Source organism: Varibaculum sp. C0165D1 (genome assembly GCF_056590355.1).
This window is the reverse complement of the sequence record NZ_JBWPVY010000003.1, coordinates 52,642-75,290: the sequence shown is the minus strand read 5'-3', so window position 1 is coordinate 75,290 and position 22,649 is coordinate 52,642. Positions and strand designations below refer to the sequence as shown.

Annotated in this window: 20 protein-coding genes; 14 read left to right on the top strand and 6 right to left on the bottom strand. The window is 52.9% G+C overall.

All coding sequences use genetic code 11. From position 1 onward, the window contains the following. Positions 1-199: 199 nt before the first annotated feature. The 3 genes from AC1EKS_RS05245 to AC1EKS_RS05235 form a co-directional block, all read right to left on the bottom strand. Complete coding sequence (locus AC1EKS_RS05245) at positions 200-1,729, bottom strand: hypothetical protein (protein ID WP_481009048.1); 1,530 nt, start codon at positions 1,727-1,729, stop codon at positions 200-202. Positions 1,730-2,228: 499 nt separating this feature from the next. Next, positions 2,229-3,377: a hydrogenase formation protein HypD gene (gene hypD / locus AC1EKS_RS05240; protein ID WP_481009047.1), complete on the bottom strand. Its 1,149-nt coding sequence runs from the start codon at positions 3,375-3,377 to the stop codon at positions 2,229-2,231. Between the two features lie 48 nt (positions 3,378-3,425). Then, entirely contained in the window at positions 3,426-3,692 is a 267-nt protein-coding gene (locus tag AC1EKS_RS05235; protein WP_481009046.1) for a HypC/HybG/HupF family hydrogenase formation chaperone, read from the bottom strand. Between the two features lie 95 nt (positions 3,693-3,787). On the opposite strand from AC1EKS_RS05235, the gene hypE reads away from it, so the two are divergent. Continuing rightward, positions 3,788-4,924 carry a hydrogenase expression/formation protein HypE gene (gene hypE / locus AC1EKS_RS05230; protein WP_481009045.1) on the top strand — a complete coding sequence of 379 codons (1,137 nt, stop codon included), beginning with the start codon at positions 3,788-3,790 and terminating at the stop codon, positions 4,922-4,924. Between the two features lie 13 nt (positions 4,925-4,937). On the opposite strand, the gene hypF is transcribed toward hypE, so the two are convergent. After that, the gene (hypF, locus tag AC1EKS_RS05225; RefSeq protein WP_481009044.1) at positions 4,938-7,247 is read right to left on the bottom strand and encodes a carbamoyltransferase HypF; all 2,310 of its coding nucleotides are present in this window, start codon (positions 7,245-7,247) and stop codon (positions 4,938-4,940) included. 105 nt (positions 7,248-7,352) lie between these two features. Between hypF and AC1EKS_RS05220 the strand changes: the two genes are divergently transcribed. The 6 genes from AC1EKS_RS05220 to AC1EKS_RS05195 all read left to right on the top strand — a co-directional run bounded on the left by AC1EKS_RS05220 (position 7,353) and on the right by AC1EKS_RS05195 (position 13,568). After that, on the top strand, positions 7,353-7,703 hold the full coding sequence (locus tag AC1EKS_RS05220) for a hydrogenase maturation nickel metallochaperone HypA (RefSeq protein WP_481009043.1): 351 nt from the start codon (positions 7,353-7,355) through the stop codon (positions 7,701-7,703). 1 nt (position 7,704) lies between these two features. Then, a complete protein-coding gene (hypB, locus tag AC1EKS_RS05215; protein WP_481009042.1) occupies positions 7,705-8,493 on the top strand; it encodes a hydrogenase nickel incorporation protein HypB in 789 nt (262 codons plus the stop codon). Between the two features lie 128 nt (positions 8,494-8,621). Then, positions 8,622-9,860, top strand: coding sequence for a hydrogenase small subunit (locus AC1EKS_RS05210; protein ID WP_481009041.1), 1,239 nt, complete (start codon positions 8,622-8,624; stop codon positions 9,858-9,860). Next, on the top strand, positions 9,860-11,602 hold the full coding sequence (locus tag AC1EKS_RS05205; RefSeq protein WP_481009040.1) for a nickel-dependent hydrogenase large subunit: 1,743 nt from the start codon (positions 9,860-9,862) through the stop codon (positions 11,600-11,602). Before AC1EKS_RS05210 ends, AC1EKS_RS05205 begins: the two co-directional genes overlap by 1 nt. Then, the gene (cybH, locus tag AC1EKS_RS05200) at positions 11,599-12,912 is read left to right on the top strand and encodes a Ni/Fe-hydrogenase, b-type cytochrome subunit (protein WP_481009039.1); all 1,314 of its coding nucleotides are present in this window, start codon (positions 11,599-11,601) and stop codon (positions 12,910-12,912) included. The genes AC1EKS_RS05205 and cybH overlap by 4 nt, the downstream gene beginning before the upstream one ends. A gap of 32 nt (positions 12,913-12,944) precedes the next feature. Beyond that, the gene (locus AC1EKS_RS05195) at positions 12,945-13,568 is read left to right on the top strand and encodes a hydrogenase maturation protease (protein ID WP_481009038.1); all 624 of its coding nucleotides are present in this window, start codon (positions 12,945-12,947) and stop codon (positions 13,566-13,568) included. Positions 13,569-13,634: 66 nt separating this feature from the next. Here AC1EKS_RS05195 and AC1EKS_RS05190 read toward each other — a convergent pair whose 3' ends face one another. After that, positions 13,635-13,991 carry a hydrogenase maturation nickel metallochaperone HypA/HybF gene (locus AC1EKS_RS05190; RefSeq protein ID WP_481009037.1) on the bottom strand — a complete coding sequence of 119 codons (357 nt, stop codon included), beginning with the start codon at positions 13,989-13,991 and terminating at the stop codon, positions 13,635-13,637. A 23-nt stretch (positions 13,992-14,014) separates the two neighbouring features. Here AC1EKS_RS05190 and AC1EKS_RS05185 point away from each other — a divergent pair, with 23 nt between their 5' ends. The 4 genes from AC1EKS_RS05185 to AC1EKS_RS05170 all read left to right on the top strand — a co-directional run bounded on the left by AC1EKS_RS05185 (position 14,015) and on the right by AC1EKS_RS05170 (position 16,410). Beyond that, a complete protein-coding gene (locus AC1EKS_RS05185) occupies positions 14,015-15,274 on the top strand; it encodes a nickel-dependent hydrogenase large subunit (RefSeq protein ID WP_481009036.1) in 1,260 nt (419 codons plus the stop codon). Positions 15,275-15,332: 58 nt separating this feature from the next. Next, on the top strand, positions 15,333-15,560 hold the full coding sequence (locus tag AC1EKS_RS05180) for a HypC/HybG/HupF family hydrogenase formation chaperone (protein ID WP_481009035.1): 228 nt from the start codon (positions 15,333-15,335) through the stop codon (positions 15,558-15,560). Between the two features lie 93 nt (positions 15,561-15,653). Then, positions 15,654-16,043, top strand: a complete 390-nt coding sequence (locus AC1EKS_RS05175) for a hypothetical protein (protein ID WP_481009034.1) — start codon at positions 15,654-15,656, stop codon at positions 16,041-16,043. A gap of 10 nt (positions 16,044-16,053) precedes the next feature. Continuing rightward, positions 16,054-16,410, top strand: a complete 357-nt coding sequence (locus tag AC1EKS_RS05170) for a hypothetical protein (protein ID WP_481009033.1) — start codon at positions 16,054-16,056, stop codon at positions 16,408-16,410. 359 nt (positions 16,411-16,769) lie between these two features. Here AC1EKS_RS05170 and AC1EKS_RS05165 read toward each other — a convergent pair whose 3' ends face one another. Continuing rightward, positions 16,770-17,375, bottom strand: a complete 606-nt coding sequence (locus AC1EKS_RS05165) for a class I SAM-dependent methyltransferase (protein WP_481009124.1) — start codon at positions 17,373-17,375, stop codon at positions 16,770-16,772. Positions 17,376-17,498: 123 nt separating this feature from the next. Between AC1EKS_RS05165 and AC1EKS_RS05160 the strand changes: the two genes are divergently transcribed. The 3 genes from AC1EKS_RS05160 to AC1EKS_RS05150 all read left to right on the top strand — a co-directional run bounded on the left by AC1EKS_RS05160 (position 17,499) and on the right by AC1EKS_RS05150 (position 22,555). Further along, entirely contained in the window at positions 17,499-19,187 is a 1,689-nt protein-coding gene (locus AC1EKS_RS05160) for a DUF885 family protein (protein ID WP_481009032.1), read from the top strand. Positions 19,188-19,421: 234 nt separating this feature from the next. Next, positions 19,422-21,020, top strand: a complete 1,599-nt coding sequence (locus AC1EKS_RS05155; protein ID WP_481009031.1) for a peptide ABC transporter substrate-binding protein — start codon at positions 19,422-19,424, stop codon at positions 21,018-21,020. Between the two features lie 53 nt (positions 21,021-21,073). After that, positions 21,074-22,555: an amino acid permease gene (locus AC1EKS_RS05150; protein WP_481009123.1), complete on the top strand. Its 1,482-nt coding sequence runs from the start codon at positions 21,074-21,076 to the stop codon at positions 22,553-22,555. Positions 22,556-22,649: the final 94 nt, after the last annotated feature.

The window sequence follows — 22,649 nt, the reverse complement described above, 5'->3', positions numbered from 1 at the left end:
TCGTACCAAACCGTCTTCATGCGGGGCAAGGGTTGCGGCCGGTAAAAGATGCGAGAGGGGCTCGTTCCGCTTGCTCCAAGCGGAACGTGGGGTCCCCGGAGCGCTTTTACCGAGCCAGACCCGATTAGATGCATTGCAGTATTTACGGGAGGAAAAATCTCGCCCCCGCGTACCGAGCCAGACCCGATCAGGTATGTAGCTACTTCTTGACCTCGGTTCCTCCCCATTCGATCACTGTGAATCCCGTGCGCTTCGGGGCTTTTAGGGTTTGCGGCTTAATCTTGATCGGCTTGTCTAGCGCTTTGAAAGCCATATAAACCCGGATTGTGGTTTTCGGCTTCGGGGAAACCTGCAACTTGGCAGTGCGGGTGTAATTCTTGCCTTGGAAAGAAACCAGATTCCACTTATTAGCTTCCATCTTGGGCAGCCAGTAGACAATGAATTCATTAGCTTCGCGCCGGTTCAGCCCCAGTTTGGGGAGCGACTTTTCTAGGAACTTAGCCGAGTCGGAGCCTTTAACTACAAAACCTTTAGAGAAATCCCAGGGGAACTTATCGCACATTCCTTCCCAATACAGGTAGTTGTAGGTGGTTCCATAGCCGCTCAGTAAACCATTGGGGTTAGCCGTTACCTTCCAGCCACCTTTTGCCGGATACTTGGGGTAGGTGGTAGTGAGCTTTCCCGCATTAGGGTTAATTTTTACCTGTACATTCACCTTGGTCTTCTTAGTGGGATAAAGGTAAATGATCGGTTTTCCGCACCCCTCCGTACATTCAGGTTCCGGCTCAACTTGAGCCTGCTGGCGTTGGGCGCGGGCGGCGGCTTCTCGAGCGGCTTGCGCGGCAGCTGCCTGGCGAGCGGCTGCCTCCTGGCGGGCTTGCTCTTCCGCCTTGGCTCTCGCAATCTCGTCTTTCTTAGCTTGGCGAGCGTCAGTTACCGCCTGGACTTGCCGGGTGATTTCCTGGTCTTCCATGCCGTATTCGCGGTAAACCTTCTTGATTTGTTCAAGCTGTTCATCAGTGACATTTTCGGGAGCAATCGGTTCTAGGTCGAAACTTACCGAAGGAGCCGCGCAGGAAGTGCATTCCTCCGGGTCTCCTGGTGTATTTTCTGGTGCGCCCTCATTGCTGGTTCCGCTGTCTTGAGTATTACCGCTATCAGTTTTTTTAGGTGCCATAACCTTGATAGGAACTGCTTTTTCTGGGATTTTGTAGATACGACCATCATTTTGGATGGGGGAGGCTTCTACCTTCAGGTGGTAGCTTCCCCGCAAGAGTCTCACCTTAGTTCTAGTGGGGAAAAACTTGACCCGCTTATCTACCTTTTTCTTATCTAAATCTGTCCCCTGGATACGGATCGGTACGAAAGTAGCTTTCTCGGGGGTATAGTCCGATCCGGTCACGTCAATCTTTACCGCTTGGTACTGGTGAGCAGCTTGCCAGGCAGCATTTTCTGCCTGCTGCTTATTGAAAATCCACAGGCCACCAATACAAGATAAAATCAGCACAATACACAAGAAACAAGAAATAAAAATCAGTCTTTTTCGAGTTTTCTCACCGGGATCGTTTTGATTTGCGGAATTCGGATAGCCTCCAGGATAACCAGCATAGGGAGAGAACCCTGGAGGAATGGGCGAGGTAGGAGGCTGTTGCGGATACCCAGGGGGATTACTTGGGTAGTTGTATCCTTGGTTACCCATCGGCGGATTAGGGTAGGTACTCGGGGACATGGCAATACTCCTTGATAAGAGACAAACGGCTACTGCAATACCAATAGTCGTTTTTGCAGGGAAACTTTCACCAAAAAAGTTTAAACCCCGTAAACCCGCCGAAATTTATATTTGCCAGAATGAAAATTCAGACAAAAACCCCGCCAACCCGCAGAATGAAATAGATATATTGATTTTGTCGCAACCAACCTAGTTTTTGAGCGCGGAAAAGTTTTTTCCTCCTGCCCAAAATCCGTATTTGCCTGTGGCAAATACGGATTTGCGCCCGCCTAGCCTGCTCGGATAAAAACTTTTCCGCGCTCATTGAAACGCTTTCGCGAAGCCGCATTACATCAGTTGTATTGCTTTTCTTGTGGCGGTGGAACGGTGTGTCTCACGCGGGGGCGAGATTTTATCCGAGTGGGTGCGGTGGGCATAAGAATTCGGAAAACGTCGCCACGTTTTCCGAATTCTTGGGCGGGAGGAAAAATCTTGCCCCCGCGTGTTCAGCCAGACCCGATTAGTCTTCGATTACGATGGCGTGGGCGGTTTCGCGGTCGATCCGGCCGAAGTTATAGAAGGCGGCGCACGCGCCCTCGGGGGAAACCATACAGGTACCGATGGGTTTCTCCGGGGAACAAGCAGTGCCAAAGACTTTGCATTCCCAAGGCTTAATCCGTCCGGTGAGCACCGATCCACATTCGCAGGCCGGAGGATCGGGAACCCGCACTCCCGGCACGTTATACAGCCGCTCAGCATCCCAGGCGGCGAATTCCTCGGAAATCCCCATCCCGGAGTAGGGAATCCAGCCTAGACCGCGCCATTCGAAAGTGTCACGGGTAGAAAATACCCGATCCAGGAGCCTGAGAGCGGCGAGGTTACCTTCGTGACGTACTACCCGTGAGTATTGATTTTCTACTCGCGCTTCTCCCCGTTCTACTGCTCCCGAAAGGTACTGGTCGATTAGCATCGCTACCGACTGCAAAATATCCAGCGGCTCAAACCCGGTGACTACCACCGGTTTGTTATATTCCTTTGGCAAGAACTTGAAAGCATCCGAGCCGACTACGGTAGCCACGTGACCCGGTCCGATAAAACCATCGATCCGGGTTTCGTCTGCTCCCACGATCGCGCGCAGCGGAGGTTCAATCTTTACGTGATTGGAAAACACTGAAAAGTTTTTTACCTGCTGTTTCTTCGCAGCTACCAGGGTGACCGCGGTGGAGGGGGCGGTAGTTTCGAACCCGATCGCAAAGAAAATAACCTTCTTATCCGGATTTTCCTTCGCAATCTTTAAAGCATCTAAGGGGGAGTAAACGAAACGAACGTCGCGTCCGCGCGCCCTCGCCTGAAGCAGGGATTCTTCAGAGCCCGGTACCCGCATCATGTCCCCGAAAGTCGTCAAAATGACATCCGGTTGATTAGCTAGCCACAGCGCATCATCTACCCGTCCCATGGGGATGACGCAGACTGGACAGCCGGGGCCATGAATGAACTGCACGTTTTCTGGCAAAAGATGTTCTAGACCATGCCGGTAAATAGTGTGGGTGTGTCCTCCGCAAATCTCCATAAACGCTAGCGGGCGCTCAAAGTGTTTGGCCTCCGCATTGATGCGTTCTACCAGTTTGCGCGCAAACTCGGGGTCGCGGAATTCGTCAACGTACTTCATTTATTTGGTCTCTTTTCGCAGTTGAAAGATTTGGGTAGGGCGAGCTGGTTAAAGCGAGGTGGTCTTAAATTGCTCTAGTTCGTCTTCAAACTGTCCCAGTTTCCTGATCTGATCCAAGGTAGTGGCGGCCTCTTGAGCATCAATCTGCGACATCGCAAATCCCACATGCACCAGTACCCAATCGCCGACTTTCAAACCCTCGTCTGCCAGCAAATCCGTGGAAATCATCCGTTCGACACCGGATAGTGAAACCTTGGCGCGGCCGCTTTCATTTTCATCAAAAGCCACGATCTCGGCAGGAACTCCCAAGCACATAGAACCCTCCTTGAGCTAACTAGCTTCCAGGTTACTTGGATTTGTCAAAGCTATCAAAGATGAAAATCTGGGCCGGTTTGTGCGATTATCAAAGAGTGGATCCTAAAAACCGCCTGAATAAAGACGAACTAAAAGTAAACTCCAATATCGCCCGGGTACGCAGCCGGGGGATGAAACTCAAAGATGATTATGTGACGCTCTCGCACGGTGCAGGCGGGAAAGCCTCCGCCGCCTTGGTGGATCAGGTTTTTGTTTCCGGTTACGGCAACGAAGTCCTAGAAGAGCTCACCGATGCCGGGGTGCTACCCCTAACGGAAGTACTCGGCGAGATAGCTGGCAGCGGCGACACTGATTTCGGTGGCGGCAAATTGGCGATGTCCACTGATTCCTATGTAGTTAACCCCACGGTGTTCCCGGGGGGTTCCATTGGGGAACTGGCGGTCAATGGTACCGTCAATGACCTGGCGGTTTCGGGCGCCATCCCCAAGGTTATTAGCGCCGGTTTCATTTTGGAGGAAGGCTTGCCGATCGCGGAATTACGCCGAGAAGTACAGGCGATGCGCGAGGCCGCCGAGACCGCGGGGGTACGGATCGTTACCGGCGACACCAAAGTGGTTCCCAAAGGCAGCGGCGACAAACTATTTATTAACACCGCTGGCATCGGGATTGTGCCCGGTGAGCGCCACCTAGGTGCCAGTAAAGTGCAGCGCGGAGACCGGATTATTGTTTCGGGAGCAATCGCAGATCATGGGATGTCAGTGATGATGGCACGCGGTGATCTGGCGATTGAAGCCCCGATCAAATCTGATACTCGCGCCGTTAATCACCTGGTTGAAGCCTTAATGGCGGCGGTGCCGGAAACCCGCTGGATGCGTGATGCTACTCGCGGCGGCCTGGGAACGGTACTGAACGAACTAGCGGTGGCTACCGGATGGGGGATAGCTATCGAGGATGAATCGATTCCGGTGCACGATATGACCCGTGGTGCCTGCGATATGTTGGGCATCGACCCCATCTATGTGGCGAACGAAGGTATGTTCTGCGCGGTAGTTCCTGCCGACCAGGTTGATAGCGCCTTAGCAGCGCTGCGAGCACTGCCCGGTGGAGAAGAAGCCGCGAATATCGGACGGGTAGTTTCTAAACCGGAGTCATCGGTAGTGATGGTAACGGCTTTCGGGGGCACTCGCATGATTGACATGTTGGTGGGAGATCCGCTGCCGCGAATCTGCTAATACAACATTTCCGCTAGCAAGCTCCCAAAATTGCTGCCCAAGCCTGTCCTAGGCAGAGGCCGCCATCATTGGGAGGTACCGCGGCGTGGGTCAGGACTTCATAACCATCTTCGCGGGTAATCTGGGTAAAATGCCTGCTAAATATGCGATTTAGGGCAACTCCACCGGTCAGTCCCACGGTATTAACCCCTGCTTGGTCGGCGATTTCTCTGGCCTGGTCGCCCAGGAGCTGGGCCAATCCCAGATGAAACTGCCAGGCGCGTTCTCCTACTTCGCGATCGTCCTCACCTAGCATCTCAAAAAGTTCCCGGTAGCTATTAAAGTGCAAAGCCGATGCGCCTATATGCCTGTTTGCCCAGCTGGTGGCGGTGTATTCCAGTTCCATCGCCGCCTGGGCCTCATAGGTTACTTCACTGCAGATACCTAATATGGCGGCTGCCGCGTCGAATAATCTGCCACAACTGGTGGAAGCTACTACTCCGAAACCGCTGTTCAACTGACTTTTAACCAGTTCTAACTCGGCGTATTGTCCTTGCCGATCCCCAATTTCAGTGCCGATTTTCTGGGTAATCCAATTCAGATCCCAATCATGGGCTATCCCTAAAGCGACTCGCCAGGGGTAACGCACTGCCCGGTCGCCTCCCACCAAGCTAAACGAGGGTAGGTGAGCACGGCGATGCCAATGCGCACCTGCAATCTCTAGGATTTCTCCGCCCCAGATAGTGCCATCGGTGCCATATCCGGTGCCATCTACTGCCACTATTACTGCCGGCTCTAGGCGGGAATGTTCTGCCAATAGACTATAGGCGTGTGCCACATGGTGCTGCACCTGTAATGATTCAATGCCGCGCTGTTCAGCGAAACGCGCAGCCCATGTGCCGGTGGAATAGGACGGGTGTAGATCGCAAACCACTTTTTCTGGATGTTGGTGCTGAAAATTCAGCATCTGCTCTACCGCCCTATTCAAGGCCTCTTGACTGGCAAGGGTGCCCATATCGCCGATATGTCCCGAAATATGCGCCCAATCTCCACTTGCCAGGCAAAAAGTATTTTTTAGTTCCCCGCCTACCGCCAAAATAGGTAGCTCCGCTGCCTGAGGTAGCGCCACCGGCAGTGGTGCATACCCTCGCGAACGCCGCGAAGGGATAGTTACCTGCGAGTTTGCTAAAAAAACTGAGTCCTCCATCGGCAGATGAATATCGCGATCATGGAAAACAAAACCGTCCGCTATCCGTGATAGCCGTTCGAGTGCGTCCTCGTTAGTGAAACACAGCGGTTCTCCCGCCAGGTTCCCCGAAGTTGCTACCAACGCCATTTCGGAGCATTCGGCACTTAAAAGTTCTAGGTGCAAAGGGGCATAGGGCAGCAAAATTCCCACGTCACCCAGGCCGGGAGCAACCGCAGGCGCCAAATCATATCCCACGCCAAAGGGGGCGATCACAATGGGGCGCGCCGGCGAAGAGAGCTCCTCTAATTGAGAATCGGTAAGCCGTGCCAGGGCGCTAGCAGCCTTAACGGACGGAGCCATCACTGCAAATGGCTTATCCCCGCGTTGCTTGCGTTCACGCAGCCGAGCGACCGCCCCCTGATTGCGGGCATCACACATGAGATGAAAACCACCGATACCTTTAACCGCTAGGATTTCTCCGCGTCGTAAACGCTCCCGAGTCTCGCTAAGGGCGGAGGCGATCAGGGGACGGCGATCTCCGGTGGGAGGACGCAAATCCGGATTTTTAGCGTCGCTTACCCACAGCACCGGACCGCAATCAAAACAGCTAACCGGTTGTGCGTGGAAACGCCGATTTTCCGGATCGGTATATTCGGTTCGGCACGTCGGACACATTGGGAACTTAACCATCGTGGTGGTGTCCCGATCATAGGGTAAATCCACCATAATAGTTGCCCGGGGGCCGCAGTTAGTGCAGGTGATAAAGGGATAGTGGTAGCGCCGATTTTTCGGGTCTGCCATTTCTCGGCGACAATCAGGGCAGGTGGCGGTGTCGGGGGGAATCAAGGTACGTGCTCCGGAGCGCCGCCGTGAGGAGGCAATTCTAAAGCCGTCTTCGTGCGCCTGCTCTGGAATCTCGCGGACAACAGTGTGCAGCACCCGAGCTAGGGGAGGCAGCGTGTCGAGCATTTTTGCCATGAAACTTTCGATAGCCTTGCCGGTTCCTTGGGCTTCAATAAATACTGACTCATCGTCGTTTCCTACGAATCCCGTTAAGGGGAATTCGGCGGCTACTTTAGCTACGTGAGGGCGGAACCCCACCCCTTGTACCACGCCCCTAAGGCGATAGGCTCGCCGCATCTGTGTCCTTCCCATAGAAACTTTCAGCCCCAAGCCTAAGGTTAACCTGAAAGGGGAGAAGCGGGTAATGTTAGGAGCGTTCTCACTATGAGCGGCGAGACACTTACTCAGGGAGGATAGATGCACGAAGTTGCGCTTTCGCGTCAACTTGCTCGGATAGTGTCACGAAATGCGGCTGGACGCGAGGTTCTCGAGGTGGAGTTAGAAGTGGGACACTTGCGCCAGGTGGTTCCGGAAGCTCTCCACTTCGCATGGAGTGCAGTTCGCAAAAATACTTTGCAAGGGCCAGCCCGATTAAATATCACCGAGATACCGGCGGTGGTCCGCTGCCGAGATTGTAAAGAAACTACCGAGATGCGGGAAGTGTTGGATTTTCGCTGCGAAAAATGTTCCTCGCGGGATTTGCAGATAATCAGCGGGGAAGAGTTTAGAGTGGTGTCTATTGAGGTGACACCCCTTAGAAAGGAATAAAATGGGACGTTTTCATCGCCACGACGACGGCACAGTACATTCACACGATCATGGAGATCATGCTCACCATCACGACCATGGTGACTATGTCGCTGATCCGGAAGTAATCGGGGATCACTCGGGGTATGACACCGAGAAAGAACGCATTGAAATTCTGGAAGATATCTATGCGGAAAATGATCATTTGGCTGCCCATAACCGCCAGGCTTTCGCTGATAACAATGTGAAAGTGATTAACCTGATGAGCTCGCCGGGATCAGGGAAAACCACTCTGCTAGAACGTACCCTCTCTGAGCTACAGGGAAAGATGCGGATAGGAATTATTGAAGGCGATATCGAGACTCCTTTGGATGCCGAGCGTCTTAGCGGTTATGGTGCCCAGATATCGCTGTTGAACACCGGACAGGGCTTCGGGGGTGAATGCCACCTGGATGCCCCGATGGTGCATCACACTTTGGATGGTTTAGATTTAGGCAAGCTAGATTTGGTGATTATCGAAAATGTAGGCAACCTGGTGTGCCCGGCAGAATTTGACGTGGGTGAGAACGCCAAAGCGATGGTGTTCTCTATTACCGAGGGCGAAGATAAGCCCCTAAAGTATCCGGTAATGTTCCGCTCGGTTGAGATCGTAGTGGTTAACAAGATGGATCTGGCCCCCTATTTAGACTTCGATATGGACCGGTTCCGCGGCTACTTAGAGCAGGTCAACCCGGGGGTGAAGGTGATCGAAGTTTCCGCCCTGAAGGGTGAAGGCATTGATGCCTGGATCGAGTGGTTAAAGCAACTATAAATACGCTATTTTTTTTTGCGTAATACCTATAAACGTTTTAGCAGGTGACCAGGATGTATGAGAGGTAACTGCTTATAATGATCTCGAGAGACGTTGTGGTCTAACTTCAATATAGTGAGGAACCGGAAATGAGCTATGAGATAAAGCCGTGGCGGGAGGGGACTCTTGCCGATAACCTCGCCAGTGCCGGGGTCAGCCGACGAGATTTCGTTAAATATTGTGCTGGTTTGGCAGCTATTTTTGCCGTGGGGACTCCCGAGATGGCTCATGCCGCCCCGGCTCAGCGTGCAGCCGAGGAACTGGCTGACAAAATGGGCGCGATTACTAAACCAAATGTGGTGTGGTTGCAGCTCCAAGAATGTACCGGCTGTATGGAATCGGCTTTGCGCAGTGGGGGAACCACCGTGGAAGAAGTGGTGCTGAACCTACTTTCGGTGAACTACAACGAGTTAGTAATGGCGGCTGCAGGTGAGGCAGCTGAAAAGGCGCTGGCCGACACTAACGCCAAGGAACATATCTTGGTGGTCAATGGCTCTATTCCAGTTAAAGATGGCGGTATTTACTGCACTATCGGTGGTAAATCTGCCGAACAGGTGCTGCGGGAATCAGCGGAAAACGCCACTATGATTTTGGCAGTCGGGGCATGTGCAGTCTTTGGTTCCGTGCAAGCGGCCAAACCTAACCCCACCGGCGCCGTCGGCGTGGATGAAATCATCAAAGACAAACAGGTTATTAACGTTTCTGGTTGCCCCCCAATTGGGGAAGTAATCACCGCCTCCTTAACCTATATTTTGACTCACGGGAAAGCTCCCGAGCTTGATTCGGAAGGACGCCCCCTATTCGCCTATGGCCAGCGTATTCACGACTCCTGCCCGCGCCGGCCACACTTCGATGCCGGCCAGTACGTGCGTACCTTCGACGATGCCGGAGCTCGCGAAGGCTGGTGTCTATACGATGTGGGATGTAAGGGGCCTTCCACTTTCAGTCCTTGCCCGATAGTGCAGTGGAACCTGAAGTCTGGCTGGCCGATCGGTGCCGGTCACCCCTGTATTGGTTGTACTGAACGCGACTTTTATGATCGTTTCACCCCCTTCTATCAGAAGCTGCCCACAGTACCGGGCTTTGGGGTAGAGGCAACCGCTGAAAAGGTGGGTCTGGGGCTCACCGGGGCTGTTGCGGCCGGCGTTGCCGTGCATGCGGGGATAACCGCTGCTAGAGCCGCAGCTGACCGGAAAGCAACCAAGAATTCGCCGATGGCGGCGTTTGGTGACGCCACCGCTATCGATACTGAACCATCTCCATCCAGCGAAGAACCTATGGCGCAAACCCCCGAGGCAACCACCGAGAAGAACAGTGAGGCTAAATAATGGCTGAAAAAGTAGTTATCGACCCGTTGACTCGTATTGAGGGTCACCTGCGTATCGAGATGGAAACCGCTGGGAATCAGATTAAGAAAGCCTGGAGCGTTAGCACCCAGTTTCGGGGAATCGAAACTATTGTCCAGAATCGCGATCCCCGGGATGTGTGGGCATTTGTCCAGCGAATTTGCGGGGTATGTACCTCGGTTCATGCGATTGCTTCGATTACCGCAGTCGAGGACGCGATTGGTTCCAATCCCCCCGAAAACGCGCGTTTAATCCGCGGTTTAGTTTTGGGGTCACAAGAAATCCAAGACCACGTGATTCACTTTTATCACTTGCATGCTTTGGACTTCGTGAATGTTCCGAACGCGGCTAAGGCAGATCCTGCTAAGGCGGTGGAGTTTGCGCACTCCATCGGTTCCAAGTGGCGGGGCAATAACCTAAAGCGCTTCACCGAGGTACGCGACACCATTCAACAGGTGCTTGATTCCGGACAGCTGTCGGTGTTTACCGGCGGGTATTGGGATCATCCTGATTACCGTCTTCCTCCTGAAGCTGATTTGATGTGCGTGGCGCACTATCTGGATGCCTTGGAATTCCAGCGCTCGATGATTCGTATCAACACCGTCTTCGGGGGCAAGAACCCGCACCCGAACTTCCTGGTAGGCGGGATGGCTTGCTCGATTGACCCGAATTCTTCGGAATCCATCAACCAGGTACAGCTCGACCAGGTCAAGGCGTGGATTGACGAAATTATTGAGTTCGTCAATGACTGCTATTACCCCGATGTGATTGCGCTGGCAGGCGTCTATAAAGACTATTTCGATATTGGAGCCACTCACCCGAACTACTTGGCAGTGGGTTTGGCGGGAGCCACCTTTAGTGGCGACCCCAATGATTCCCGATTGAAGTCTCCACATATGGCTATCAAACCGGGGGTAATAATTAATGGGGATTTGACCAAGGTTCTGCCCTTCGATCCACACAAGATTGAAGAGTTCGTCACCTCCGCTTGGTATGAATACTCGGTGGGGGACAAGAAGGGGCTAACTCCTGACAAGGGCGAAACCACAGTGAAGTATACCGGTCCCCAGCCGCCTTTTGAATGGTTAGCCGATAAGGATAAATACACCTGGTCTAAGGCTCCTCGTTATGACGGTAAACCAATGCAGGTTGGTCCGGTAGCGCGGATGGTCGTGGCTTATGCCCAAGGCTACGAACCGGTTAAGAAACTGGTTGACGGGGCTATTCAAACCCTGGGAATTACCCCCGATCAAATTAACTCCACGATGGGACGCACTTTTGCGCGCGCAGCGGAAGCCGTGGTTTCAGCAGGATTGTTACGCGAAGACTACAACGCCTTAGTGAATAACATCAAGCAAGGCAATATTGATGTTTTCGATGCCAGCAAGTGGGAACCCTCCAGCTGGCCAGAAACCGGCCAAGGATACTCGTTTGTAGAGGTCGCGCGGGGTAATCTATCGCACTGGGTAACCATTAAGAACGAGAAGGTGGATCGCTATCAAGCAGTGGTACCCACCACCTGGTTGGCGGGAGGACGCGACGCTAACGGTGTTCCCGGTCCCTACGAACAGTCACTGATGGGAACGGGAACCCATCCGCTGGTCAATCCCAAGGCTCCGCTAGAGCCAATGCGTACTATCCACTCCTACGATCCCTGTATGTCCTGCGGGGTTCATATTCTAGATCCTGACGGAAATCTCCTAGGTGAGGCGGTTACATCATGAGCGATAAGACGGGGACAGAAACTGCCGAAAAATCGGTGAAAGCCGCGCAGAAGGATTTTGCGAAAGCTAATGAAGATCGCCAAATCCAGTTTTTTTCGCAGGATGCTCCCAAGACTAAAGGCATTGAGGTAGGGGGCGGTTTTAGTTGCTCCGATATCTCGATGCGACGCCTTTTACTAATGGCAGCGGTTTCCCCGGCAGGCAGCACTGATCCGGTAGATGTCGCCTTAAAAGAGTCTCTTCGCTATCGATTTAAACACGGCGCTCCCAATGCTGATATTCCGGCAGAGAACTTCGATCCCGCTAAAGAGCGGAGTTATTCTTTGGCGCGGATTAACGATATGAAGCGCACCAAGATGGGCGAGTCCAAAAACACGCTGATAGCACGGGGTGACTTGGAATCGGTCATGAACGTGGCCAAACCAGAGCGAGCGCTGCGTACCCTTCTGCGGAAGAACGCACAGATGGCAGGTTCGCGCGGTTACCGCTGCTTAGGGGTAGCTACCGCCACTGTCGATGAAAACGGCGAGGTTAGCCCCTTCCGGATGGAGGGATTCGTCAATGTACGTCCGGTGGGCACCGGTTTGCAAGGCGATGACCTCACCCCCACCACTGAAGACTGGGTTCGCCTTAGTGTTTGGTCAGGGAGTCTGCGTTTCCTACACTGGCTGAATGTATTGTTGATTGTAATCTTGTCAGTCACCGGATACTACATTATGGATCCGTTCTTCGGGGATACTTTCTTCCGCGGTATCGACATCGGCTACCTGATGGGGATAATGCGTTTTATCCACTTCACAGCCGCTTTCACCTGGATAGCTATCGGAGCCGTGCGGGTGGTGATTGCCTTTGTGTCTAAAGACCGCTACTTGCGTTGGGAAACTTTCTGGCCATTTAAGAAGAAAGAAGACTGGACTTATCTAAAGGAGACTTTGGGATTCTACCTGTTCCTAAGGAAAGAAGGCCCCCTCTATGTGGCACATAACCCCTTGCAGCAACTGACCTACACTTCGGTTTATGTGCTGGGTGCTTTCCAAATGGGGATCGGAATGGCGCTTTACGCCCTGCCCCATAAGAACACCAGCCTCTTCTGGGCGATTATGGCAGCTCCCAATGACTGGTTCGGTATCCCCTTTATGCGGCTAGTTCATGCGATGATTATGTTCCTGTTCTGGGGTTTCGTGATTGCCCACATCTATTTGGCATTCCGCGCAGATTCTCTGGAACGCCACGGAGGTATTTCGGCGATGATTTCTGGAGGCGTATGGATGCGTCGCACTTCAAAGCCGATTGATGCCCCCGAACTATAAATCGAAAGGATTCAATGACCCCAGGTGAAAGTGTGCCTGCAACCCCTGTCGCAAGCGTTGATCCTGATAACGTAGCGGGTTCTACGAAAAATATCATCGATTCGGATGGCAATAGGGCATTACCTGACCTTTCTGCCGTGGATGGCAGTGGTTGGGCAGGTAGTCGTTTTACAGTTCTGGCAGTCGGCAACCCGATTATGGGCGACGACGGTATTGGTCTAGAGATTCTGGCTAGTCTGCAGGCTCTATTGCCGCAACGCCCTGCCTGGCAAGCGGCGATAGCTAGGGGAGAGTTAGCCCTGCTGGAAGGCGGAACCAACGGTATGGAATTGGTTCCGGTAGTTCAAGAGGCCGAACGGCTTTTGATTCTGGATTCGGTAGCTCCCGGAAACGGGCGCGAACCGGGACAAGCCCTGCATATGAGTGGGGATCATGTGCCACGACTGCTTTCGATGAAGATATCGCCTCACCAAGTGGGGTTGCTGGATGTTTTAAGTTCCGCGCGTTTAACTGGGAAAGAGCCTTCCGTTTTGGAAGTTGTGGGGGTGGTTAGCGAAAAAGTAGATTTAAATTTGGGGCTGACTCCCACCGCTGCCTCGGGGATAAAACCGGCGACCGAGTTGGCAGCCGAAGTTCTAGATTCTTGGCTTAAATAGCTGCAGCGGTTTCGAAGTGCTTTGCGGTTCTAGCCAGCCGCGGTGAAGACCGCGGGCGCGCCCTAGTTAATCTTTATCCCACTCCACCCAGGAGATTTCGAACTCGCGCCCATGACTAAGGCTCCCAGTGGGCATTCCACATTTAGGGCACAGCAGTGCAAAGAACTCGTCGATTTCTACGTCCTGACCGCAACCTGGGCAATAGACGCTGGCGGTAACGGTATTGACCTCGAGTTCGGCGGAGGCACAAATGGTGCCTTCTCGGGCGATTGGCCAAGAACCGTAGAGAGCCTCCGGGATAGCCCCCGACATAGTCCCAACATTTAGCGCGACTTTTTGAACTCGGGTAACGTGATAGTCAGCGTCAGCGGCTGCTTTTTCCACGGCCGCCACTACCGAAGTCAATAGCCCAAGTTCATGCATATATTCATTTTCTCAGGAGAGCCATGAAAATCAACCTTGATGAAATTATTGATCCGATGGAAGGGCGGGTAGTAGTATCCCATGACTCGCAAGGGCACCCGCATGCCCGCTTTGATCTGCAGGGACTTCCGCGAGTTGACGGAATGTTAATAGGGAAATCCGCCCTGGAAGCCTTGAAAATGACCGAGCATTTGTGCGGGATTTGCCCGGTAGCTCACCATTTGGCGGGAAATCGGGCCCTAGATGCCCTGAGTGAGTCTGCGCCGCTAACCCCGGCGGCTGAGCTCACCCGCCGGCTTTTACATTACGGATCCGTGGTGGAAACCCATTCGCTGCGGTTCTTGCTACTAGAGCGCGATAGCGGGGTGACCTTAAAGAAAATTTCTAAAAAAATGTTGGTTGCGGCGGGATCGCCCGGGCATTTTCCGGTTACTGCGGTTCCAGGTGGGGTTAGGAACTGGCCGACCGTCGAGGATTTAAAAACTTTGCGGGAAGAGTTGCCCGCTGCGCTGCAAGTTGCCGAAAAAATTTGCGAACTAACTTTTAGGAACCATCCGAAAACTGAGCTTAGCAACCAGTTCGAAGGGGCAGATTTGGCCCTGATTGACGAGGCAGGGAATCCGGATATTTTCGCTACTCGGGTTAGGATAGCTCGCCAGGGAAGAACTGCGGCTGAGTTTGAGTTTTCACAGTGGAACGAGCGGGTTGCAGAAGAAACTCCGGGTGAGGCGGCTCCGCATCCGTACCTACGGGGGAGTGATCCTAGTGACGGTCGTTACCGGGTAGGACCGGTAGCGCAGCTTTCGGTGGGAACTTTGCCTAGCGAACTTGCAAGCGCGGCCCAAGCTCGCTGGTTAGCAGGTAGCCAGGATGCCGCGAGTGCGCGGGCGATTATCACCTTGCACGTGCTGGAGCGAACTGTTGATTTAGTTGCTGAGCTTTTACGGCTACGGGAATCAGGCGAACTGGGAGACTGTCCCCAGGCGGAGCAGGTAGATTTTCGTCCCGGAACCGCCACCGGGCTGGTAGATGGCCCGCGGGGGATTCTGGCTCACACTTACACCACCGATTCTCAGGGAGCGATTAGCGCAGCCACCATTCTTACCCCCACTGCCCAAAACGAACCCTGGCTGGCAGAACTGCTTACTAAAGCAGTCGCTCTTGAGGATGCGGCGAGGACAGATGCCTTGGAGCAATCTATTCGGGAGGCCGATCCTTGTTTGCCAATCAGTTCCGCCCCGGCGGGTCAAATGGGACTGAAAGTTGATAACCTCGAACAGTAGCGAGGGGTATCCTGAGGGATAGAAGAAGAAACTGTCCCGGCTAGAAAGGACGTAAACCATGTGCGTGGGAGTGCCCTGCAAGGTGTTATCGATTGACTCGGGCGTTATGCCGATGGGGCGCGTTGACGTGGCCGGAAAAGCCCAGGATATCTGTATGGCTTATCTACCGGAAGCTCGCGTGGGTGACTACGTCCTAATTCAAAGCGGTTTTGCGATGACTCTTTTAACCGCCGAGGAAGCCGCAGATTCATTAGATACCTGGCGGGAATTGGGAGTGACATCCTAACCGCAGTGCTGGGGTTATTGGAATGGTCTGTCATCGACCTAAAGTAATTTGCTAAACTTGAAAGCGAACTCACAGATTGTCGAAGGAGTCATTATGGCATGTTTTATTGTTCCTACCGCGGAAGCCGTGGCAGTAACGGTAGCTAAGAAACAAATTGCGAAGAAAGCTAAGAATGGTGCCTCCCCCGAGAGCACCCAGCGCTCGCTGAATCTGGTGCGCAAGCTAACTTGGCTAACCAACCTGCTATGGGGTGGAGCCTTACTGCTAGCTTTTGAACATCTTTGGCACGGCGAAGTGGTTCCTTATTTCCCGTTCCTTTCGGCGCTGACAGAGCGGTCAACCACCCAGCAAATGCTGTTTGAAATGGGAACTGTCGGTGTGGGAATGGCGTTGCTGGTCACCGTAGTATGGGGTGTCGGCCTTGCCTTGATTCGCGCCAACGAACGTCGCACCAACCCTGCTCCTGAAAAGATCGAGGCCTAAAGGACTAACCATGACCCTAGTAATCACCCTTTTTGCCGCGATTGCTTCCACCGCTTGGTGGTACTCCCATGCCCCCCAGTCAAAGATGCGGGTAGATCTCCTTTGCTGGATGTATTGGGGTGCCTCCCTAATGTGGATAGTTGATTTGGTCGCTGAATATATCGAAGAGGGCGCGGATGTTTTCGTCCCCCCAGCCAAAGATATGCTCAATGACGCCTACCTGGGTCTGTTTGTGGTGGCACTGGCCGGAATTGTCTGGATCGGATACCTAATCGTCAAAGATCCGCGCGGAGTACGCACCCAGCTACTGGCTCAGCGTGACAGTGAGGCCAGCATCGACGCTAAGGAATTAGTGGCTTCTCGCTAACCATAACTAGCTTCGCCAGCAGGGGAAACTAGCTGAGTAAATAAAACTCAATAACTGCGCGGGCAGATGCGGATGAAAGCATCTGCCCGCGCTTTGCTATAACTTCGGTTGCAGAGGAACGCGGGGATAACTTTTACCTCCCGCGACTGTTGATTCATAAAGAGCCGCCTTCGTTGGCATTTGCGTTGACCAAGTAGCGGTAGCGCGGGGGATAACTTTTATCCGAGTGGGCGCGGTGGGCATAAGAATTCGGAAAACGTCGCTACGTTTTCCGAATTCTTGGGCGGGAGGAAAAAGTTATCCCCTGCGCCCTGAACGGAGTGTTCTCATTGGCTCCGCGATCGCTTACAGTCGCCTAACTAGGCAGGGGAGACGGCTAACAGGCGAAAACCTTTCTTCGAGGCAAGGCGGCGGGTGGGGAAACCTTGCGCGCACAGCCACTTTTGCATCGAATCTGCTCCCAGGTTCTTCCCCATTACCAAAATTGCCTCTCCGCCGGATTTTAATAGAGGCAACCAGGTGAGCAGTAACTCTTGGAGCGGTTTCTTTCCGATCCTTACCGGAGGGTTAGACCAGATTAGATCGATTCCTCCGGCGGATTTTGCGGCCGCAAGCATCTCTTCTGGGGTTCCTACCTGCAAGGAAACTCCCGCGCGCTGGGCGTTAGTGCGGGTGAGATCGCGGGCACGTTCGCTTACGTCCACCGCTAATATCTGCGCAGAGGGACTCAAAAGTCCCAAACTGATTGCTAGCGGTCCCCAGCCGCACCCTAAATCCAAAAAAGTGCCCTCTGCGGGGGGAGTAGGGGCCCCTGCTAATAGCACTGCAGTTGCCTTGTCTAAGTGGCGGGAGGAAAACACTCCCTCCGCTCCCTCTAAACAAAGCTCTTTGCCCGCTAGAGAAACTTCGATCCGGGTGCGTTCCCCGGCACTAGCGGCGGGCTGATCCGTGAAATACTGTTCCATCACTTCTAGAATATTGTTTTTAGTTTCCTATTGCGCGTGAGCCATAATATAGGACGATAGAGATTAGCAAGCGAGCTAGCTGGTGCCAATAAGAACGAGGGAATATGAAAGCGGGGGTTGCGGTTGGAAAAAGATGTTAAGCAAATCGATAGCGTGCTTAACCAGTACGTTACCGCCTACGCCCGGATTGATCCTTTTAAAGCGTCCGAATGGGGAATCTCCGGGTATGATGCTTTCCTACCGGATTATTCACCGCCGGGAATCTCGGAACGCTACAACTTGCGTAAAGATGCCATAGCGCGAGTAGCGAAGACATCTAAGCCTACCCCTCGCGAAAAGCGAGAAGCCGAAGGATTCACGTTGTTGGCTCGCGCCGAACAAGAAAAGTTCGAAGCCGGGTTCTTAGCCTCCGAAATCAGCGGCACTAACTCGCCAATCCAGGTTTTTGCCGAAACTTTCAAACTCATGGACGTCAGCAACGAGGCGGGAGTGGGGAATCTTATGCGCAGATTCTTGGCACTTCCGCAGGCGTTTGCGGGACTACAAACCACGATGAAAGAATCGCGGGATCGGGGTTGGGCTTTTCCTCGGGAAGTCCTGGAAATGGTATTGGGACAGGCCTGTAAACTTTCAAATCCCGCTCATGACATCTATCAAGCTAAGCGCGCTGAAATGCTCAATACCCGGCTTTCGCAAATGAGCCAACGCGCATTCGATCGGGGGATCTCTGCCGCCCAGGGTGCTTTTTCTGAAATGGCGAGCTTTTTAAAGGAAGAAATTCTGCCTGCCTGCTCTCCCATCAGCTCGATTGATCCGCACTCTTATTTCATTTCCTTGCTGAACGTGGGCGTAAGCGAACCTAACCCCGCGGAGCTTTTTGAAGCGGCTAGTGGGGATCTGGTTCGCCTGCGAGCTCAGTGCGACCAGCTTCGTAGCGAATTGGGGGATAAACATGCATATCGGCTCTCTGATTTAGAACTTGCAGACGGGTTTAACGTGCTTACTTGGGCTATGGAGGATGCCTGGGATGAACTGCGCAGCAAGGTAGACCCAGAGTTGGCGGAGCTGGTAAATCCCGAAACCTCTCCCTTGAAATGGGAGAATGACCCCTACGGCTGCCTGGTACATCCCTACTATCCCGCTGGGATCAAACTTTCAGAAAACTCGCGAGTTTTATCGCGTAATTGCGCTGCTAGCCGCGCCCCGCATGCCTATCAAAGCGGAGAAAATCCGGCGGCTATCAGTGGCGCCGCCTTCGACTCTTTCCTAGAAATCGAAGACCGCTACTTTGCGCTGGCCGCTTTGGAAAAGGGCATCCCGGGCTCGCATCTATATTCGCGGGCGCGGCAGTCCTACGGTGCTAATCTGTTTACCCGTATTGGTGCGCGATTACCGGCCTCCAATCTGGGTTGGGATCTGTTTGCCCTGGAGATGGCGCCAGAGCTTTGGGATATTCCCGGTGAGATTAAATTGCTGATCCAGGAACGGATCATGCGCTATATAGCCTTGGCTCTAGCGGATCTGCAATTATATGGTTCGCAAGGTAAAAATACATCTGCTTGGGGTTTGCCGGAGGCTATTGCCTATTTGAACCATACGGTTTCTGGTCCTTGGAAGCAGGTGCTCTTACGCCAACGTTACCTGGGGGTTCCTGCGTTGAGTCTGGCTCCCTGGTATGGCTGGCGCCATTGGAAAGCGATCTATCAGAAATTCCGTGCGGCCGATGGCGGTGGTTTCGCTGATTTTGTGCGGAAAGTATCGCCGGCAGGAGCAGTACATTTTCAGGTTATCTCAGAAACTGTTTCTGCTTAGAACGAGATTTGTCTCCCGTTTGCTGGGAGCACAGTCGGTAGGATAGCGCCCCCCTCGTCCTCAAACCCAGTAGCTCGCGGATAAAGATGTGGCTGACAGCGAAAATAAGAATGCTAGCTGCTACAAATTTTGAAAAATCAAAAATAAAACAGGCAAAATATAAATTATTAAATAAAAAGTAATAAATCGGTATCATTATAGTTAATAATTTAGGTTTTCAGAAAGGCTAAGACTATGCGCAGTCGTTGGCTCCCCCTCGCCGTATTGGCAGCAACGGTTCTCGCTGCCGCAGGTTTGACCGCTTGCAGCGACAATTCTACGACCGATTCGGTTGACCGGATATTGATTAATGGCGAGGAACCCGCCCGAGGGTTAATCCCGGCCGCTGCCGATGATGATGCCGGAATCAAGATCATTGATCTGCTCTTTGCCGGTCTGGTCACCTACGACCCGCAAGGGAAAGTGGTTAACGACGTGGCTCGGGAAATAACCGATTCTGCTGACCATAAGACCTGGACCATCCAGATGAACACCGATCGTAAATTTTCCGACGGCACCCCGCTGCTGGCGAAGAACTTCGTGCGCGCTTGGAAGGCTTCCGCTGCGCAGAAACTCGGAGCTACCACCGCTTTTGAGGCAATCGAGGGAGCAACAGACGACGGTACCGGAGATCTTAGCGGGGTGATGGCTAATGGTGACTATACAATAACCATCAAATTGAAACGTCCGGTAGCTGACTTTTCCAATCGCCTGGGAATCAACGGCTTTTACCCGCTTCCTGACAGTGCTTTCGATGCCCAAGGGAAGATTAAAAAGGAGTTCGGACAAAAACCAGTGGGGAATGGCCCTTATACCCTGACTAGCTGGGAGCCCTCCAGTCGGATACAACTAGATAAATCCACCACCTACCGCGGGCCCCGCCAGGCGCTAAATGCGGGACTGGAAGTCAAAATATATGCGGATCTGTCGGCCGCCTACCAGGATCTACTAGCTGGAAACCTGGATGTGCTTGACCAAATTCCAGATGGGGAGCTACCCAACGCCGAGAAAGATTTGGGAAAAAATCGTGCCAGCGCAGTCCAGGCCAGTATGCAGACCTTGGATATCGATTACCAGACTAAGCACTTTTCGGGCGAAGAAGGGAAATTGCGGCGCCAAGCCATATCCCAAGCGATTAACCGAGAAAACATAATCAAAACCATCTTCTACGGCACCCGCACGGCGGCCACTGATTTCTTACCGCCGCAAATCTTGGGACATATGGATGCTGGCCCTACGAACCAGGTACTTAAATTTGATGCCGCGGCCGCCAAAGAGGCTTGGAAGGCTGCCGATAAGATTAGCCCCTGGCAGGGGGAGCTAAAAATTACCTATAACTCCAACGAATCCAATCAGCCCTGGGTAGATGCAATCTGCAATCAGCTGTCTAACACCCTGGGGGTCAAGGCGGTAGGTGACCCCCAGCCTGATTTCAAGACCCTTATGGAAATGATGGATGAACATTCTTTTACCGGACCGTTCCGGATGGGATGGTCAATGGGATATCCCTCACCAAATAATCTCCTCGCTGGTCGCTATGTAAAAGGCGGTAATGGCAACAAGATGGGTTACGACAACCCCGAATACACAGAGCTTCTATCTAGGGCGCAAGCGGCAGACACTCCTAAAGAGGCCGCAAAACTCTATGAGCAGGCACAAACTCTGCTACTGGCTGATTTACCCTCAATCCCGCTCTGGTCGCCCAGTTCTAACATCGGCTATAGCCAGCATGTGGGCAATGTGACCACAGATTGGAAAGGTGAGGTAGCTTTTCATAAAGTTACTAGAAAATAACTATCTCGGAGGATGTCGTGGCCAGTAGCGAAATTTCTGATGCTAATCCTGGTATGTCTCAGGGGGGTGACCCCCAGCTGCACCGCAAGCTAAAGGCACGCCACCTGAATATGATCGCCATTGGGGGAGCGATTGGAACCGGGCTTTTCGTAGCCTCTGGCGGTACCATTACCGGCGCCGGTCCCGGAGGTGCCCTGGTTGCTTACGGAGCCATCGGAATCATGGTATTTTTCCTGATGCAGTCGCTAGGGGAGATGGCCACCTACTGTCCCACCTCGGGTGCGTTCGAAGTTTTTGCCACCCGCTATGTCTCCAAATCTTTTGGCTTTGCACAGGGATGGAACTATTGGTACAACTGGGCAATCACGGTGGCAGCGGAGCTAGTTGCGGCCACTATCGTGATGCAATACTGGTTCCCGGAATCGGTGGTTCCCGCCTGGGTCTGGTCGCTACTTTTCCTGCTAATCCTGTTTGTACTTAATGCTTTCACCGTTCGCGGATTCGGGGAATCAGAGTTCTGGTTTGCCTCTATCAAAGTAGTAACGGTGATCGTCTTCCTAGTGCTAGGGATCCTAATGGTGCTCGGGATTATGGGGGGTAAGTCTCCGGGCTTCACCAACTTTACCCGCGGGGATGCCCCCTTCGTAAATGGTTTTTGGGGCATCATGGGAGTCTTTATGATTGCCGGTTTCTCTTTCCAAGGCACCGAGATGATCGGGATTGCCGCCGGGGAAACCCAAGATCCTGAAACTAACGTACCTCGCGCTACTCGGGCCGTTTTCATCCGTATCTTGCTGTTCTATATCGGGGCGATCGCGGTTATCTCTTTTCTGATTCCCTACACCGATCCCGCCCTCCTGCAGGGAGCAAGTGCCGACTCCGACACCGCCCAAGGCTTTACCGAGGCCGTAACCAAGTCTCCCTTTACTTTGCTTTTTGAACGAGCTGGGGTAGCAATCGCGGCGGGGGTAATGAATGCCGTCATCTTAACTTCGATTCTTTCTGCTGGTAACTCCGGCATGTATGTGGCGACTAGGATGCTCTACTCGCTAGCTAAAGAGAAAAAAGCACCTGCTATTTTTGCTCGCCTCACGGGACACGGAGTTCCCCTGGTCGCGCTGTTAGCTACCAGTATGGTGGGAGCAGTTTGCTTTGCCACCTCGCGTGTAGGTACCGGCCAGGTCTATGTATGGTTGGTGAATGCATCCGGACTTGCCGGCTTTATTACCTGGATGGGAATTGCTTGGTCTCATTACTGTTTCCGCCGCGCCTATAAAGCCCAAGGCAAATCGGTAGCTGAGCTTCCCTATAAGGCACTGTTCTATCCGGCGGGACCAATTATTGCGCTAGTAATGTGTGCCATCGTGGTAGTGGGGCAGTCCTTAGATGTGATGAGTGGGGGATTTTCTATCATCAACTTCTTAGCAATCTATATTGGATTGCTGTTCTTCTTGGCGCTGTGGATCGGGCATAAGCTGGTTACCCGCGCCCCGGCAGTTAAACCGGAAGAAGCTGATCTTTCCCGGCATGTATAGGCATTTAACCGGGAAATTTTTCTAGTTATTACCGCTGAGAATTCCCGGAAAAATAAATGCCTATATCCTGACTAATCGGTATCATATCAGTTAT

What these genes read in the sequence shown, in the direction of transcription:
- AC1EKS_RS05245 (WP_481009048.1), bottom strand. Translation starts at nt 1,729, where the DNA reads ATGTCCCCGAGTACCTACCCTAATCCGCCGATGGGTAACCAAGGATAC.
- hypD (WP_481009047.1), bottom strand. Translation starts at nt 3,377, where the DNA reads ATGAAGTACGTTGACGAATTCCGCGACCCCGAGTTTGCGCGCAAACTG.
- AC1EKS_RS05235 (WP_481009046.1), bottom strand. Translation starts at nt 3,692, where the DNA reads ATGTGCTTGGGAGTTCCTGCCGAGATCGTGGCTTTTGATGAAAATGAA.
- hypF (WP_481009044.1), bottom strand. Translation starts at nt 7,247, where the DNA reads ATGGGAAGGACACAGATGCGGCGAGCCTATCGCCTTAGGGGCGTGGTA.
- AC1EKS_RS05220 (WP_481009043.1), top strand. Translation starts at nt 7,353, where the DNA reads ATGCACGAAGTTGCGCTTTCGCGTCAACTTGCTCGGATAGTGTCACGA.
- hypB (WP_481009042.1), top strand. Translation starts at nt 7,705, where the DNA reads ATGGGACGTTTTCATCGCCACGACGACGGCACAGTACATTCACACGAT.
- AC1EKS_RS05210 (WP_481009041.1), top strand. Translation starts at nt 8,622, where the DNA reads ATGAGCTATGAGATAAAGCCGTGGCGGGAGGGGACTCTTGCCGATAAC.
- AC1EKS_RS05205 (WP_481009040.1), top strand. Translation starts at nt 9,860, where the DNA reads ATGGCTGAAAAAGTAGTTATCGACCCGTTGACTCGTATTGAGGGTCAC.
- cybH (WP_481009039.1), top strand. Translation starts at nt 11,599, where the DNA reads ATGAGCGATAAGACGGGGACAGAAACTGCCGAAAAATCGGTGAAAGCC.
- AC1EKS_RS05190 (WP_481009037.1), bottom strand. Translation starts at nt 13,991, where the DNA reads ATGCATGAACTTGGGCTATTGACTTCGGTAGTGGCGGCCGTGGAAAAA.
- AC1EKS_RS05185 (WP_481009036.1), top strand. Translation starts at nt 14,015, where the DNA reads ATGAAAATCAACCTTGATGAAATTATTGATCCGATGGAAGGGCGGGTA.
- AC1EKS_RS05180 (WP_481009035.1), top strand. Translation starts at nt 15,333, where the DNA reads ATGTGCGTGGGAGTGCCCTGCAAGGTGTTATCGATTGACTCGGGCGTT.
- AC1EKS_RS05175 (WP_481009034.1), top strand. Translation starts at nt 15,654, where the DNA reads ATGGCATGTTTTATTGTTCCTACCGCGGAAGCCGTGGCAGTAACGGTA.
- AC1EKS_RS05170 (WP_481009033.1), top strand. Translation starts at nt 16,054, where the DNA reads ATGACCCTAGTAATCACCCTTTTTGCCGCGATTGCTTCCACCGCTTGG.
- AC1EKS_RS05165 (WP_481009124.1), bottom strand. Translation starts at nt 17,375, where the DNA reads ATGGAACAGTATTTCACGGATCAGCCCGCCGCTAGTGCCGGGGAACGC.
- AC1EKS_RS05155 (WP_481009031.1), top strand. Translation starts at nt 19,422, where the DNA reads ATGCGCAGTCGTTGGCTCCCCCTCGCCGTATTGGCAGCAACGGTTCTC.
- AC1EKS_RS05150 (WP_481009123.1), top strand. Translation starts at nt 21,074, where the DNA reads ATGTCTCAGGGGGGTGACCCCCAGCTGCACCGCAAGCTAAAGGCACGC.